The following is a 14647-nucleotide window of genomic DNA, read 5'->3' on the forward strand; positions in this document are numbered from 1 at the left end:
GGATTTGATTTATTTTACGGGCAATTTTCATCTTGAAACTCCTATGCATGTACAATTAGCCGTTGAACGTACCGAAAGAGAAGCTCATGTTTTCGAACATTTTGATGATTTTGTTGAACAGTTTCATTTGCAGGTCCTCATGGGTTATCTTATTAGATGTGATCTTCATCACGTTTATAAGGTTACGCCTGCTCGAAACGAAGATCAATATTTTTGTGAGATAAATCACATAAATTTTGAAAGATCGTTTCAATTCTGTTTTTGCTCACCCTGTGAGAATTATTTAACCGCCAATATCCCAGCGTAAATACCGCACATTTAAAGCCGCCAAGAGACCTCCAGGAAAATTGATAGCAACATATGTGTCATCTCTTTCTGACAAACGCCGTTTAAATCAACATTCATACCAAAATGTCGCGATCTATGGTTGAAATGCCCCCTGAAGAGGCAGGATAATCGTTTGCGTTTTATAAACTGCTACTTTCACTATCGTCAGACGCGCTGAGAGTTAAACGTTTGCCTTGTTTCTTGTCACCCATCTCAGGAAACGTCGGATCAGGGATACGAACGTGACGGAAACGATTCCGTAATGACCATGCGTTGACAATTTCAGACCACACTCAGAGGACATCACATGTCTAGTAACAACACGCAAGCGAACGGCTCCGTTCAGCCAAAGAGTTCGCTTGATGCTTTTTTTAAAATCAGTGAGCGCGGCAGTAATGTGCGACAGGAAATTGTCGCTGGCCTGACGACGTTTCTGGCCATGGTCTATTCAGTGATTGTGGTTCCCAGCATGCTGGGTAAAGCCGGATTCCCACCCACTGCCGTGTTTGTGGGAACCTGTCTGGTCGCTGGTTTTGGTTCTCTGCTGATGGGATTGTGGGCTAACCTGCCTATGGCGATTGGCTGTGCTATTTCACTGACGGCCTTTACCGCCTTTAGTTTGGTGCTTGGTCAGCAAATAAGTATTCCAGTGGCCCTGGGTGCCGTATTCCTGATGGGTGTTCTTTTCACCATTATCTCTGTCACCGGCATTCGCTCGTGGATCCTGCGTAACCTGCCCATGGGCGTGGCGCACGGAACCGGTATCGGTATCGGTCTGTTCCTGCTGCTGATTGCCGCCAATGGCGTGGGTCTGGTCGTCAAGAACCCGATTGAAGGTTTGCCGGTAGCGCTGGGGGCATTCACGTCGTTCCCGGTCATTATGACGTTACTTGGGTTGGCCGTGATTTTCGGTCTGGAGAAACTGCGCGTTCCGGGTGGTATTCTGCTGGTTATCATCGCGCTCTCGGTCATTGGCCTGATTTTCGATCCCAACGTGAAGTATCAGGGCCTGTTTGCCATGCCGAGCCTGTCAGATGCTGAGGGGAACTCGCTGATGTTCAGCCTCGATATTATGGGGGCATTGAAACCCGTCGTGCTGCCGAGCGTGTTGGCGCTGGTAATGACGGCGGTATTTGACGCAACTGGGACTATCCGTGCTGTTGCCGGGCAGGCGAACCTGCTGGATAAAGACGGGCAGATCATCAGCGGCGGCAGAGCCCTGACGTCTGACTCACTGAGCAGCATTTTCTCCGGTCTGGTCGGTGCAGCGCCAGCGGCGGTTTACATTGAATCGGCAGCGGGTACGGCGGCGGGCGGTAAAACTGGCCTGACGGCGACCGTGGTCGGTATTTTGTTCCTGATGATCCTGTTCCTGTCACCGTTATCCTATCTGGTTCCCGGTTATGCGACCGCGCCAGCCTTGATGTACGTTGGCCTGTTGATGCTGAGTAATGTCTCGAAGCTGGATTTCACGGATTTCGTTGATGCCATGGCTGGCCTGCTGTGTGCTGTATTCATCGTACTGACCTGTAATATCGTCACCGGCATTATGCTGGGCTTCAGTTCACTGGTGATTGGCCGTATTTTCTCCGGTGAATGGCGCAAGCTAAATCTTGGCACGGTAATTATCGCGCTGGCGCTGGTGGTATTCTACGCCGGTGGCTGGGCGATTTAATCACTCGTTTCAGTATCATACTCACAGGGGATGCAATGTCCCCTGTGAGTGATCTTCTTTAAACAAATCCTCGCTGTTTACCGCTAAAACGCACAACATGGTTTTAACCAAGACAAATGGTTTTAATCACGCTAAATAGTTTTAACCACACTAAAAAAGTGATCTACTATCAACCCTGGTGTGCTGGCCGAGGCGATCGGTCTGTAAGTTTTAAATTTCGAATGCAATGAGACTAAGGAAAGCATGGAAATCTTTTTTACCATCCTCATTTTGATTCTGGTGGTGTCGCTCTCTGGGGTGGTCACCAGAATGTTGCCCTTTCAAATACCGCTTCCTCTCATGCAAATAGCCGTCGGGGCTCTTCTCGCCTGGCCAAATTTTGGTTTGCATGTCGATTTTGATCCTGAGCTGTTTCTGGTGCTGTTTATCCCGCCCCTGCTGTTTGCCGATGGTTGGAAGACGCCGACGCGTGAGTTTTTGCACCATGGGCGTGAAATACTTGGATTGGCGCTGATGTTGGTGTTGCTGACCGTTGTCGGCGTGGGTTATCTCATCTATATGATGGTGCCAAATATCCCGCTGGTGGCGGCGTTTGCCCTGGCGGCCGTGCTTTCACCTACTGATGCCGTGGCGCTGTCCGGTATTGTTGGCAAAGGGCGTATCCCGAAATCCATCATGGGAGTACTGGAAGGCGAGGCGCTGATGAATGACGCCTCTGGTCTGGTCTCGTTGAAATTTGCTATCGCAGTGGCGATGGGAACAATGGTGTTTACCGTTTCCGGTGCGACCGTTGAATTCCTGAAAGTGGCGATTGGTGGCCTGCTGGCGGGTGTTGCGGTGACCTGGCTTTACAGTAAATCGCTGCGCATCATGAGCCGCTGGAGCGGTGATGATCCCGCCACGCAGATTGTGTTCCTGCTGTTGCTGCCTTTTGCTTCTTACCTTATCGCTGAACACATTGGCGTTTCCGGTATTCTGGCGGCGGTGGCTGCCGGTATGACCATCAGCCAGTCCGGTGTTATCCGCAATGCACCGCTGGCCATGCGCCTGCGCGCCAACAGCGTTTGGGCGATGCTGGAGTTCGTGTTTAACGGCATGGTGTTTATCATGTTGGGATTGCAGTTTCCGGGGATACTTGAGAACTCGATTATCCAGGCGGAAAACGATCCTACGATTGCCACCTGGCAGTTGTTCACCGATGTCGCGATACTCTATTTTGCGCTGCTGATGCTGCGATTCGTCTGGTTATGGTCGATGAAGAAATTCAGTAACCGGGTGCTGAAAAAGAATCCTTTGATGTTCGGCAGCTACAGCACCCGTGAATTGTGGGTGGCCTCTTTTGCTGGGGTGCGCGGTGCGATTACGCTGGCCGGTGTGTTGTCCATTCCTCTGTTTCTTACCGATGGTTCAGCCTTTCCGTCACGTTATCAACTGGTATTTCTGGCGGCGGGAGTCATTCTGTTTTCGCTGATTGCCGGGGTGATCGCGCTACCATTGCTGTTGAAAGGCGTGGTGATTGCCGATAATTCGGTATACCGCGAAGAGGAGCGGATGGCTAAATCTGTCTCGGCAGAAGTGGCTATCGAAAGCCTGCATAAAATGGAGGAAAGACTGGCCGCGGACAGTGAGGAAAACATTGATGAACAGACGCTGAAAGAGGTCAGTTCAAGGGTCATCGGGACGCTGCGGCGTCGAACGGCCAGTAAGGACGACATGGAGAGCGCGCTGAAAACCGAAAATCTGGAGCGCCGTTTCCGGCTCACCGCCTTGCGGGCGGAGCGTGGTGAGTTATATCACTTGCGTGCCACGCAGCGCATCAGTAACGAAACGCTGCAAAAACTGCTGCATGAACTGGATCTGCTCGAAGCCCTGCTGGTGGAAAAAGAGATCTGATCCCAGAGTATCCCGCAGGCGTCAGTGCATGCCTGCGGGAGTCCAGGTTTTCACTATCGAATCCAATCATTGCGGCCAATAGTCACGGCAGCGGGCGATCCATGCCTGTGCGCTGTGAGAGAGATAACTCCCCTAACGCCAGATTAACCCCAATTGCGATGGCAGTTGCGGATCCAACGGTAGCCACAACAGGTTATTGCTGTCCAATCGCTGGCAAATCGGCTCAGGCAGAATGGCAATCCCAATGCCCACTTGCACCATGGCTACCAGAAAATCCCACTGACCGCTGCGGACCGCAATTTTTGGTGTGAAACCTTCGACCTGAAATGCAGCGATTAATTGACGGTAAAGCGCGAAATCTTCGTTGTAAATCAGGATATTCTCTTGGGCCAATTCGCTGATGGCGACCCGGGAACGAGCTAGCCAGTGCTCAGTGCGCGGCACGACCACGCACAGCGGATGGCTGAAAAGCGGCAAGGAGGTGAGGGGCAGATTGGCATCGGCAGGCAGGGCGGTCAACGCCAGATCCAGTTCGCCATGAATCACCGCCTGTTGCACCGTGAGTCCACCAAATGACGTTGCCGGAAGATGTGCAACGCAGTCTGGCGGCGCTGTTTGTGGTGATCACCGAGGTATTTGGTATGGCCATTGGCGATCTGATGTTCCTGCGTTTGTCGGTGCGCAGCGGGTTGGCAAAGGGAGCAGGGCTGGGTGCATCGTCGCACGGGGCGGGAACTGCCAAAGCCTATGAGATGGGTCAGCAGGAAGGCGTGGTTTCCAGTCTGGTGATGATGCTGGCCGGGATATTGGCCGCATCTTTCATTGGTCGTCTTATGTGGTGAGGGCATCCAGGTGGATGCCCTCCGAGTTCAATCAGTGAATAACCTGCGATAAGAACTCGCGGGTACGTTCGGATTTTGGATTTGAGAAGAATTCCTCTGGTGCAGCCTGTTCGACAATCTCACCGCGATCCATGAAGATCACCCGATCTGCGACGGTACGGGCAAACCCCATTTCATGCGTTACGCACAGCATCGTCATGCCGTCGTGCGCCAATCCAATCATGGTATCCAATACTTCTTTTACCATCTCTGGATCCAGTGCCGAGGTCGGTTCATCAAACAGCATGATTTTGGGTTTCATGCAGAGCGAACGGGCGATCGCCACCCGCTGCTGTTGCCCGCCGGAGAGTTGACCGGGGAATTTATGTGCATGCTCGGCAATGCGCACCCTTTTCAGGTAGTGCATCGCCAATTCATCGGCCTCTTTCTTCGGCATATGGCGCACCCAACTGGGCGCCAGCGTACAGTTCTGCAAAACGGTCAGATGCGGGAACAGATTGAAGTGCTGGAAGACCATGCCCACCTCAATCCTGACTTTCTCGATATTCCTCAGATCGTCATTCAGTTCGGTACCATCGACGATAATCCGCCCTTGCTGGTGCTCTTCCAGATGATTGATACAACGAATCGTGGTCGATTTTCCAGAGCCTGAAGGCCCGCACAGCACAATTCTCTCACCCTGTTTGACTTGCAGGTTGATATTTTTCAGAACGTGGAACTGACCGTACCACTTATTGACGTTTTCCAACGTAATCATCATTTTTTCAACGTCGCTCATGGGTTACCTCAGTGCGAAGAACGTCCGGTGTGAAAGCGCTTTTCCAGATGCTGGCTATAGCGCGACATACTAAAACAGAAAATCCAGTACAAGGCAGCGGCGAAGACGTAGCCTTCGGTGGACATCCCCAACCAGACGGGATCGACCGTGGCTTGCTGTACGCTGCTGAACAGATCAAACAGACCGATGATGATCACCAGACTGGTGTCCTTGAACAGCGCAATGATGGTGTTGACCAGACCGGGAATGACCATTTTCAGGGCTTGCGGCAAGATAACCAGCCCCTGCATTTTCCAGTAGCTTAGCGCCAGCGACTCTGCGGCCTCATACTGGCCTCTCGGCAGTGCCTGCAACCCACCGCGAACCACTTCGGCCACGTAGGCGGATTGGAATAACACCACACCCACCAACGCGCGGATCAGCTTGTCGATGCTGGTTCCCTCGGTCATGAACAGTGGCAGCATTACCGAGGACATGAAGAGCACGGTAATCAGAGGAACGCCGCGCCAGAACTCGATAAAAACCACCGACAGAATGCGCACGATCGGTAACGAGGAGCGACGCGCCAGAGCCAGCAAGATGCCGAGCGGCAGTGCCCCGGCGATCCCGACGGCCGCAATAATCAGTGTCAGGGTCAATCCGCCCCACTGGCGGGTTTCAACCCGATTCAGGCCCAGAAAACCACCGTACATCAGCCACCAGGTGATCAACGGGAAAACCACCATCCAGCAGGCGATGTAACGTCCACGCCGGGGCATTCCCTTCCAGAACATGGGAATCAGCGACAACAGACCAATCACCAGCGTGGTGTTGATGCGCCAGCGCTCTTCGAAAGGATAGAGCCCGTACATAAACTGCCCGAAACGGGCGTGTACGAACACCCAGCATGCCCCTTCTTTGGTGCAGTCTGCGCGGGTCGTCCCGAACCAGTTAGCCTGAAAAATAGTCCAGTTCAGCAGCGGGGGAATCAGTTCCCACATCAACCACAGACAAAACAGCGTCAGCAGGCTATTGAACCAACTGGAGAACAGATTCTTGCGTGCCCAAAACACCAGTTGTCCGAGCCTGTTGTCGGGGGTAATCAAGGGCTTGCCGGGAGGGAGTAATGTCATAGTCATTGTTTTCCCTTAGCGTTCTACCAGCGCAATACGCCGATTGTAGATATTCATTAACAGCGAAATCGCCAGGCTGATAATCAGGTAGACCGACATGGTGATGGCGATGGTTTCGATAGCCTGTCCGGTCTGATTAAGTACGGTTCCAGCAAACAGCGACACCATGTCCGGATAGCCAATAGCGGCAGCCAGTGAGGAGTTTTTGACGATGTTGAGATATTGACTGGTCAATGGCGGAATGATGACCCGCATGGCCTGAGGCAATACCACTTTGCGCAAGGTGATAGGATTCGGTAAACCCAACGATCGTGCTGCTTCATGTTGCCCATGATCGACAGATTGAATCCCGGAACGAATGACTTCGGCGATGAACGACGAGGTATAGACCGACAGCGCCAGGGTCAGGGCGGCAAGTTCAGGGATCAGCACCATGCCGCCCCGGAAATTGAAGCCGCGCAGCGTTGGCAGGTCCCAATGCAGCGCAGAACCAAATAGTAGATGCGCAAGAGCGGGTAATCCGACGAGCAGGAGGATCACTACGGGCCAGATACGCCATACTTTGCCGGTATGGACATGCAGAAAATGGTTGTAACGCTTCAGGGCCAGAATCAGCAGAATCGCCAGCAGTAACGCAATGAAACCCGCCAAACTGCCTTCACCCAGTTGAGGGGAGGGAAGATATAATCCCCGGTTACTCAGAAACGCGAGACCAAACGCATCCAGACTCTGGCGCGGTCCGGGCAGATTACGCAGCACCGCAAAGTACCAGAAAAATATTTGCAGCAATGGCGGGATATTGCGGAACGTCTCGATGTAAAACGTCGACAGTTTACGCAGGAGCCAGTTGTCTGACAGCCGTGCCAAACCAATGAAAAATCCCAGTAGGGAAGCGAAAACGATGCAGAGTGCGGACACCAGCAGCGTATTCAGCAGACCGACAAGGAAAACCCGACCATAGGTATCACCCTGTTCGTATTCAATGAGATGCTGGACAATGCCGAAACCGGCACTCTTATCCAGAAATGCAAAACCGGAAGTGATGCCGCGCGTAGAAAGGTTGGTGACGGTGTTATGAATCAGATAGCCAGCGCAGGCGAATAGCAAAGCCACTGCAAAAATTTGATAAATCCAGGCACGCACCGCTGGATTGGTCAGCGAAAAGTTGCTTTTTCCGGTTGGGCGTCGCGACATAAAGAAAACCTCAACAAACGGTCAAACATGCCACTGATGTTCCGGCAGCGTCAGCGCTACCGGAACATCATCAGTGGTAGGGAATTAACGGACTGGAGGTGCGTATTGGATCCCGCCCTGATTCCACAGCGCGTTCAGACCACGTTTGATTTTCAGCTCGCTGCCCATACCGACGTTACGCTCGAATGCTTCGCCGTAGTTACCGACTTGTTTAACGATTTTGACGACCCAATCGTTGGGCACTTTAAGATCCTGACCGTAAGTCCCTTCTTTGCCGAGCAAATGCGCCATATCCGGTGTCGTTGGCGCGGCAGCCAACTGTTCTACGTTTTTGGAGGTGACGCCCATTTCTTCCGCGTTGAGCATGGCAAACAGGGTCCAGCGGACAATGATCAACCAGTCTTCATCGCCACGGCGAACCACGGGGCCCAGCGGCTCTTTGGAGATAACCTCTGGCAGAACGATAAAATCATCCGGTTTGCCCAGTTTGATACGCAATGCATACAGCTGGGATTGGTCAGACGCCAGGGTATCGCAACGGCCTGAGTCCAGAGCCTTGGCACTTTCGTCTGAACGATCGAAGGTGACCGGGGTGAATTGCATTTTGTTGGCTTTAAAGAAGTCGGCGACATTCAGCTCGGTATCGGTACCTGCCTGCAAACAGACCGTGGCACCATCAAGCTCTTTCGCGCTCTTCAGGCCGGCTTTTTTGTGGGTCAGGAAGCCGATGCCGTCGTAGTAGTTAACACCGGCAAAAATCATTCCCATACCTGCGTCGCGAGACGAGGTCCAGGTGGTATTACGGGACAACATATCAACTTCGCCTGACTGCAAGGCGGTGAAACGCTCTTTTGCATTCAGTGGGGTATATTTCACTTTACTGGCATCGCCAAAAATGGCCGCGGCAACGCCCCGGCAAATATCGACGTCGAGACCAGAGAATTTACCGCTGGCATCCGCATAGGAAAATCCTGGTAATCCATCGCTGATACCGCACTGCACAAAACCTTTTTTCTTAACCGCATCCAGCGTTGCACCTGCGTGTGCTTGTCCGACTGCAGCAAAAAGAGTAGCTGCAGTAATCAGCGTTGAAAGCATAATTTTTTTCATAAAGCGTCCTGTGAGGCAAAGTCGGAGAGTTTCATTTTCGATGCATCGGCTGCACCATCTCTGTTCAAAAGGGCAGAGCCCTCACTGGTATTAGCAAAGGTGATGCCACAATTAATTTTTCTTAGTAAACAAGGCTCATCGATGTATTGATCAGTAACATTAACTTCCATAATGAAATATTTCGCACTAAAATGGTGCGATAGCATTTTTTAATGGATTATTTTGGTGCAGAGGAAGAAAGCCCTGTTTTTTGTGTGGAAATAGGCTATTTGTGGAGTATCTGTCTGAATCAGGCTCCGTTGCTGGAGCCCGAAATATTAACGTGTTGACTGAATTAGTGAGACAACCTTTTTCATTATTTAATGCCGATCTATCAAACACAAAAAACCCGGTCATAAAGCCGGGTTCAGATACATTGTTTGCTATTAAAAGGGAGATACGATCAATACAGCGATGCACCACCGGAGGGGCGGGTTTTAAAGCGGCGATGTAACCACAGATATTGATCGGGTGCGCGCATTATCTCGCGCTCAATGATCTTGTTCATATAAGATGCGGCAGCCATCTCATCATCAATAGGATAATCCTCCAGAGCAGGTTGGATTACCAATTCATAACCACGGCCATTCTCTTTTCTGATCAGCACCACGGTAATGATCGCCGGTTTAGCCAGACGAACCAACATAAATGTGCCGCTGGTAGTTGCTGCTTCATCGACGGCAAATAGCGGGGCGAACACGCTGCCACGCGGGCCGTAGTCTTGATCCGGGGCAAACCATACCGCCTCACCATTTTTTAGGGCGCGAACCATACCGCGAAGATCCTTACGATCCAGCATCGCTTTATTGGATCGCATGCGACCCCAGGTTTGGACCACTTCCATCGCTTTATTATTGTGCGGGCGATACATTGCCATCATCGGCTGGCACAAACCCATTGCTCGGCCACCTAATTCCAGTGACATAAAATGCACACCGATAACCAGTACTCCGCGATTGTTTTCTTGCGCTTTTTTCAGATGATGAAGCCCAGACACATCGAACCAGCGTTTTACGCGTTTATCAGACCAGAACCACGCCATCCCCGTTTCAATCAATCCCATTCCCAGCGATTCGAAATTGCTGACAATCCGACGTTCAAGTTGGGCTTTATCCATTTCAGGGAAGCAAAGTTCGAGGTTGCGACGGGTGATGGACACGCGCCTTTTCAAGAAACGCATTGATGTTCTGCCAAGCCAGTTTCCCAGTCGATACAGAACCGAATAAGGAAGTTGAACCAGCAGGAACAGGACACCCAGGCCAAACCAGGTCAGCCAGTAGCGTGGACGAAGCAGTGATGAATTAAATTTCTGCGGATCTGTCATATCACAACTCGATATATGCATTGAGGTATTCGACGTAACGCATATGGAAGAGACTCATTTGCGATACGTAAGTTTTGACACACGTTGTCAGCTAACGTTAAAAAAACACCGTCCTTGACGCAAACTTTACACTTTTATAGGCGATCTCGATGCTAATGGGCTTCAGTGGAGGCTATTGACGTGCGAGGCGACTTAGTGGCGAAGTATATCACGCACTTTACAGAACAAAGAGGGTTCAATCGTCTGATAATCACAATATTCAATCTCTGTTTGGGACGTAGTCAGCGGACGCTTTGAGGAAGCGATTGGGTTCTAGCTTATCGCAGTGCGGGTAGAATTCACCCACTCATTTCTTACTGGTTCTTAATGGTAGAGTTTGTGAGGCAACGGAACAAATTTCATGAAATTTTGGTCAACATAAATATCCCTGGATAATCTCCCCTGGGATATTTAAAAAATTAACGGGACGGTTTCTTTACAAGGTTTCAGGAAGTGGGGTGACGCCAGCTTCAATAATCAGTTGATAAAGTTGTTTCTGTGCGGGGAAATCGGTTACGCCACAGCAAGCGATCAGGTAACGTTTACCGTCGAGGCTTTCTTCAGAGTAAACGTCATAACGCTCATGATTCTCGCGCTCAGTTTTGGAACAGGGAATTTTGCCCTTCACTTGCTGGCAAGGAAATTCGAGAGTTGGCTTGTAGCCGTTCTCAGTGTGGCAGGTGCCATGCCTGCTGCCACCTAACAAAAGATACTCAAACTCCGACATAGAACCGCTCCTTTTCGTCTTTCGATCCTCAACACTTTCACTTCCACGCTCGGTTTGTTACCCCTTGGAAGGCAAAGATTATATTGGCTAAATTATCTGCAAGTGCAATAAAAAAAGTATCTAAAAAGGTTATTTCTGTTTTGATGACAGCGTAGGAATAATTAACAATAAGTTTTGTGATCAACTACGCATTTTAAAATATTCTTTGCATCTTTTATCAAGTATTTATTTGAAGTTCATTGGTCTGCAAGAAGTGCCGCATAAGAATTATATTATTTGTAATTATAAGAACGATTCTTATGTTCAAGAAATTTCGCTAGGAATACTCTCATAACAAGGCGGCAATCTGAGTTAAACTATATTGTTTTTGTTTTTTTATTGTTAATTTTTTGAGCAATTTCAGATTATTTTATGGAAGGAAAACAACAGAATCTTGAACTTAATTATCGATTGAATTATCTACAAAATTTCAAGTCTATATTGTTTTCCATAATGATTATCCTGCCATGATTCCATTAGCTATCCTTTCATTGGCAGATGATTTAACATTTCTTTAATGCTTGAACCTTTCAGCGGTAAAACTAATGAAGATAATTAAATGACTATCTTTTGGCTATCTTGTTTTTATCAATACAGCAAATATAATAAAAGTTCCCAGAGGGTCTTATGTTTAATGTCACCCTCCAGGTTGGTCAAGGAAGGAAAGAAACCAACCTCCGTTTAAGATAGAGAAAGTAAAACTGCATAAAATAGATACCGGTAATGATTCAGCGTTATTATCCTTTCACACCAGGAAATCCCAAAGAGAAGTGCAGCAATGTGCTTCTCTTTTTTTGATAAAGCCTTCCATTGTCAATTATTTTTGTAGAAAGTTAAACACCCATTTCAAAACCACTTTAATGATGTGGTTTTTGTTGCCTTGTATTGACTCTCTGATAGGATGTAACCGAATGTAAATTTCTTAAGGAAAAGGATGAATGAAAAGGTATTTGGTTGTTTTTCTGGCTATTTTTGTTCTGACAGGATGCACATCAGTTCCTCCGCTGAATTTCTCAGTTCCGAATGTCGGCGTGAGCAACAAAAAAATTGACGCTGAACTCAAGTCCATAACCGTGTCACTAGCACGTCCCGATGAACAAAAAGGGGATATTCAGGCCGGAATGGAGTTGCTTCCTCAATTTTGGAAGGCATCGCTTGAAGAATCCATTGATAGAATGGTTATTTTCAAAGATGGGGCAGATACTCGTTTAAGTTTGTCGGTTAAGATCCTTGCGGTTAATGCCCCTGCGGTTGGATTGGACATGGCTACCAAGGCGATAGCAAGATACGAACTGATTAACAGAAATAACGGTGACATTGTTTATACACAAGATGTTACCTCAACGGGAATTGTGCCTATTTCATATGCATTCGTTGGTTATGTGAGGGCGAGGGAGTCGGTCAACCGAGCCATTCAGAACAACATAACTCAATTCCTCCAATCTTTGGAAACTATTGATATTGCTAGACCGATGTTTCCTGCTGGGGGAGGCAAATGATAAGGATATACTTGCTGTGTCTGCCTTTATTACTGGCTGGATGCGTGCAAGATGTATCTCCAAATAGCTATTCAGTTGGCTCCGTCGGCGAAGTAAATCGCACCATTGCAGGAACGGTTATCAGTGTTCGGGAAGTTGACATAAGAGGAACGACATCTCTTGGTGGAACGACGGGTGCTTTAGCTGGAGCTACTGCTGGATCTGCCTTGGGTGGGGGTACCCGATCCAATATTGTTGGAGCCTTGGGTGGTGCAGTAGTAGGTGGCCTTGCTGGTGCAGCTATTGAAGCCAGTGCAACAAAACAAAAAGGAATGGAATATGTCATTCAGACCACCAACGGTAATCTGATGACTATTGTTCAGGGGAACAGCCCGATTTTTGTTATGGGAAATAACGTACTGGTTTTGTACGGAAGTCCATCACGTATAATCCCGGATCCTCGTCAATGAATAGTATGAGGCCCACCTTTTAGGTGGGCTTTTTGGCGCTATCTTTAGTTGGCAGGATATTAACTGAGGTTGATTTGCTTACTAAAATGATAAAGTTCTGCGTGAGAAATATAGGGCTCCTGAGCAATTTGTAATGAATGATATGAATAATAACGATATTGTCCCCGCGTAATTTAGGATTACGCTCTTAAATGGATTTTATGAAATGAAAAAAAAACACATTTGTTTGTTCTCCATTTGATCATCATTTCAGCTTGTAGCTCGAATACAAAAGAGAGACCTCTCTCTTCGGCAGCGAATTACCCGCCTCTTTTTTCAGAAAAAGAAACAGCCTATATAAACGCCGTTTACGAGACTGTTGTACAGAAGACGCACCTCAAAAAATCATTTCGTGGAAAAGAATGCAATGTGAGTTTCAAAGTTTCAAGAGAGGGGCACCAAACACCTCCTCCACCTCTGACAGCAAGCACAACAGCATTAACAATTTAAACTGTCAAAACCGTTTGAACTCTAGGAATCATAATATTATGATTAGGTCATAAGTATTGCAGGGGCGATGTATGCAACATGATTCCAGTTTAGATTATCTACTTGAATTACATGGGCAAAGAGTTAACAGAGAGGACGGTTACTGGTGGAAAGTAGATGTGTGGAAGGTCAAACCCAATAATTTTATCCCGCACGGTATTCGATACAGTCTTACTGTGCATGATAAACATAACACGAGGGTATTTGGGATGGACAATGCCCATTCCATAAAGCCACCGAAGAAAGGCATGTACGCAGGGCGGTTGGTGTATGATCACATTCACCGGACACCCAGCGATAAGGGATACCCTTACGAGTTTACCTCCGCATTTCAACTGATCCAGGACTTCTTTGAGAAGATGGACGAAGTGATAGCGGAAAGAGAAAAGAGAGGTTAGCGTGATGAAGGCACTGATCGGTGTAATGTCAGAAGAACTCATTCGCAAGAGAACGCTGGCGATAGTCAAAGGTGAGTACATACCCGAGCCTGGCGAGCCAAAGGTGTGGTTTACATCCATGATTGCCTTGGCGCAGGTACTAAGCAATGAGAATATTTCGCTGCTACGGATGATGGACGAGCAAAAACCGGAAACGCTGACAGAGTTGGCAGAGCTTTCTGGGCGAAAAGTCAGTAATCTTTCAGTCACGTTAAAGACACTTAGCCTACATGGCTTTGTTAGACTGGAAAAGAACGGGCGCAGCGTTAAACCAGTAGCCCTGTTTACCGACTTCGATATTCAGGTAGACCAAAAATATTCGGCAATGCTGAATCAGAAGGTCGCATAATTTTAAGCCCGATTTCCGGGCTTTTTTAGATCCAGATCCATAGTCATCAAGGTGAACGACCCTGGCGATACTGCCACCCTGTTTATCTCATTCTGCGTTTCATCGAATCAACAGCGCTGGTGGTCCAACACGGCTTCAACCACAATAACCTTGTCAAGTTAACAATTGTCGCTATGGCGTTTGTTCATCGCGGTATAACGACGTTCACAAAGATGTGTCGTCATTGATGTAGTCATTCCAACAAAAAAGGCGCTATCCAATAAAGGAAAAGCGCCTTTCTTCAATA

At 48.6% G+C, this 14647-nt stretch carries 12 protein-coding genes and 2 pseudogenes; 7 read left to right on the plus strand and 7 right to left on the minus strand.

What is annotated here, in order from left to right; all coding sequences use genetic code 11:
- Positions 1–634 precede the first annotated feature (634 nt).
- Positions 635–2002: an NCS2 family permease gene (locus DRI82_RS05340; RefSeq protein WP_114192472.1), complete on the plus strand. Its 1368-nt coding sequence runs from the start codon at positions 635–637 to the stop codon at positions 2000–2002.
- Between the two features lie 243 nt (positions 2003–2245).
- Positions 2246–3895: a Na+/H+ antiporter gene (locus DRI82_RS05345; RefSeq protein WP_114192473.1), complete on the plus strand. Its 1650-nt coding sequence runs from the start codon at positions 2246–2248 to the stop codon at positions 3893–3895.
- Positions 3896–3961: 66 nt separating this feature from the next.
- On the opposite strand, the pseudogene DRI82_RS05350 reads toward DRI82_RS05345, so the two are convergent.
- Positions 3962–4483: pseudogene (locus DRI82_RS05350) on the minus strand (LysR substrate-binding domain-containing protein); the annotation flags it as partial.
- Here DRI82_RS05350 and DRI82_RS05355 point away from each other — a divergent pair.
- A pseudogene (locus DRI82_RS05355) lies at positions 4468–4737 on the plus strand (LrgB family protein); the annotation flags it as partial. The pseudogenes DRI82_RS05350 and DRI82_RS05355 sit on opposite strands and share 16 nt — an antisense overlap.
- A gap of 31 nt (positions 4738–4768) precedes the next feature.
- Here DRI82_RS05355 and DRI82_RS05360 read toward each other — a convergent pair.
- From DRI82_RS05360 to DRI82_RS05390, 6 genes are all read right to left on the minus strand, one after another.
- Positions 4769–5515, minus strand: coding sequence for an amino acid ABC transporter ATP-binding protein (locus DRI82_RS05360; protein WP_114192474.1), 747 nt, complete (start codon positions 5513–5515; stop codon positions 4769–4771).
- An 8-nt stretch (positions 5516–5523) separates the two neighbouring features.
- Positions 5524–6633 (minus strand): amino acid ABC transporter permease, encoded by a 1110-nt coding sequence (locus DRI82_RS05365; protein ID WP_114192475.1) that lies wholly within the window; start codon positions 6631–6633, stop codon positions 5524–5526.
- 9 nt (positions 6634–6642) lie between these two features.
- Entirely contained in the window at positions 6643–7821 is a 1179-nt protein-coding gene (locus DRI82_RS05370; protein ID WP_114192476.1) for an amino acid ABC transporter permease, read from the minus strand.
- A gap of 84 nt (positions 7822–7905) precedes the next feature.
- Positions 7906–8931: an amino acid ABC transporter substrate-binding protein gene (locus tag DRI82_RS05375; protein WP_114192477.1), complete on the minus strand. Its 1026-nt coding sequence runs from the start codon at positions 8929–8931 to the stop codon at positions 7906–7908.
- Positions 8932–9373: 442 nt separating this feature from the next.
- Positions 9374–10294 carry a kdo(2)-lipid IV(A) palmitoleoyltransferase gene (lpxP, locus tag DRI82_RS05385; protein ID WP_114192479.1) on the minus strand — a complete coding sequence of 307 codons (921 nt, stop codon included), beginning with the start codon at positions 10292–10294 and terminating at the stop codon, positions 9374–9376.
- 475 nt (positions 10295–10769) lie between these two features.
- The gene (locus DRI82_RS05390; RefSeq protein WP_114192480.1) at positions 10770–11060 is read right to left on the minus strand and encodes a hypothetical protein; all 291 of its coding nucleotides are present in this window, start codon (positions 11058–11060) and stop codon (positions 10770–10772) included.
- Positions 11061–12037: 977 nt separating this feature from the next.
- Here DRI82_RS05390 and DRI82_RS05395 point away from each other — a divergent pair.
- The 4 genes from DRI82_RS05395 (at position 12038) to DRI82_RS05410 (ending at position 14361) form a co-directional block, all read left to right on the plus strand.
- The gene (locus DRI82_RS05395; RefSeq protein ID WP_114192481.1) at positions 12038–12598 is read left to right on the plus strand and encodes a lipoprotein; all 561 of its coding nucleotides are present in this window, start codon (positions 12038–12040) and stop codon (positions 12596–12598) included.
- A complete protein-coding gene (locus tag DRI82_RS05400) occupies positions 12595–13047 on the plus strand; it encodes a glycine zipper 2TM domain-containing protein (RefSeq protein ID WP_114192482.1) in 453 nt (150 codons plus the stop codon). Before DRI82_RS05395 ends, DRI82_RS05400 begins: the two co-directional genes overlap by 4 nt.
- A 560-nt stretch (positions 13048–13607) precedes the next feature.
- Entirely contained in the window at positions 13608–13973 is a 366-nt protein-coding gene (locus tag DRI82_RS05405; protein WP_114192483.1) for a toxin-antitoxin system TumE family protein, read from the plus strand.
- A gap of 4 nt (positions 13974–13977) precedes the next feature.
- The gene (locus DRI82_RS05410; protein WP_170138682.1) at positions 13978–14361 is read left to right on the plus strand and encodes an HVO_A0114 family putative DNA-binding protein; all 384 of its coding nucleotides are present in this window, start codon (positions 13978–13980) and stop codon (positions 14359–14361) included.
- Positions 14362–14647 lie beyond the last annotated feature (286 nt).

The organism is Edaphovirga cremea, assembly GCF_003332275.1.
In the GTDB taxonomy this organism is placed as follows: Bacteria; Pseudomonadota; Gammaproteobacteria; order Enterobacterales; family Enterobacteriaceae; genus Edaphovirga; species Edaphovirga cremea.

What these genes read in the sequence shown, in the direction of transcription:
- DRI82_RS05365 (WP_114192475.1), bottom strand. Translation starts at nt 6,633, where the DNA reads ATGACTATGACATTACTCCCTCCCGGCAAGCCCTTGATTACCCCCGAC.
- DRI82_RS05395 (WP_114192481.1), top strand. Translation starts at nt 12,038, where the DNA reads ATGAAAAGGTATTTGGTTGTTTTTCTGGCTATTTTTGTTCTGACAGGA.
- DRI82_RS05375 (WP_114192477.1), bottom strand. Translation starts at nt 8,931, where the DNA reads ATGAAAAAAATTATGCTTTCAACGCTGATTACTGCAGCTACTCTTTTT.
- DRI82_RS05360 (WP_114192474.1), bottom strand. Translation starts at nt 5,515, where the DNA reads ATGAGCGACGTTGAAAAAATGATGATTACGTTGGAAAACGTCAATAAG.
- DRI82_RS05340 (WP_114192472.1), top strand. Translation starts at nt 635, where the DNA reads ATGTCTAGTAACAACACGCAAGCGAACGGCTCCGTTCAGCCAAAGAGT.
- lpxP (WP_114192479.1), bottom strand. Translation starts at nt 10,294, where the DNA reads ATGACAGATCCGCAGAAATTTAATTCATCACTGCTTCGTCCACGCTAC.
- DRI82_RS05410 (WP_170138682.1), top strand. Translation starts at nt 13,978, where the DNA reads ATGAAGGCACTGATCGGTGTAATGTCAGAAGAACTCATTCGCAAGAGA.
- DRI82_RS05390 (WP_114192480.1), bottom strand. Translation starts at nt 11,060, where the DNA reads ATGTCGGAGTTTGAGTATCTTTTGTTAGGTGGCAGCAGGCATGGCACC.
- DRI82_RS05370 (WP_114192476.1), bottom strand. Translation starts at nt 7,821, where the DNA reads ATGTCGCGACGCCCAACCGGAAAAAGCAACTTTTCGCTGACCAATCCA.
- DRI82_RS05400 (WP_114192482.1), top strand. Translation starts at nt 12,595, where the DNA reads ATGATAAGGATATACTTGCTGTGTCTGCCTTTATTACTGGCTGGATGC.
- DRI82_RS05345 (WP_114192473.1), top strand. Translation starts at nt 2,246, where the DNA reads ATGGAAATCTTTTTTACCATCCTCATTTTGATTCTGGTGGTGTCGCTC.
- DRI82_RS05405 (WP_114192483.1), top strand. Translation starts at nt 13,608, where the DNA reads ATGCAACATGATTCCAGTTTAGATTATCTACTTGAATTACATGGGCAA.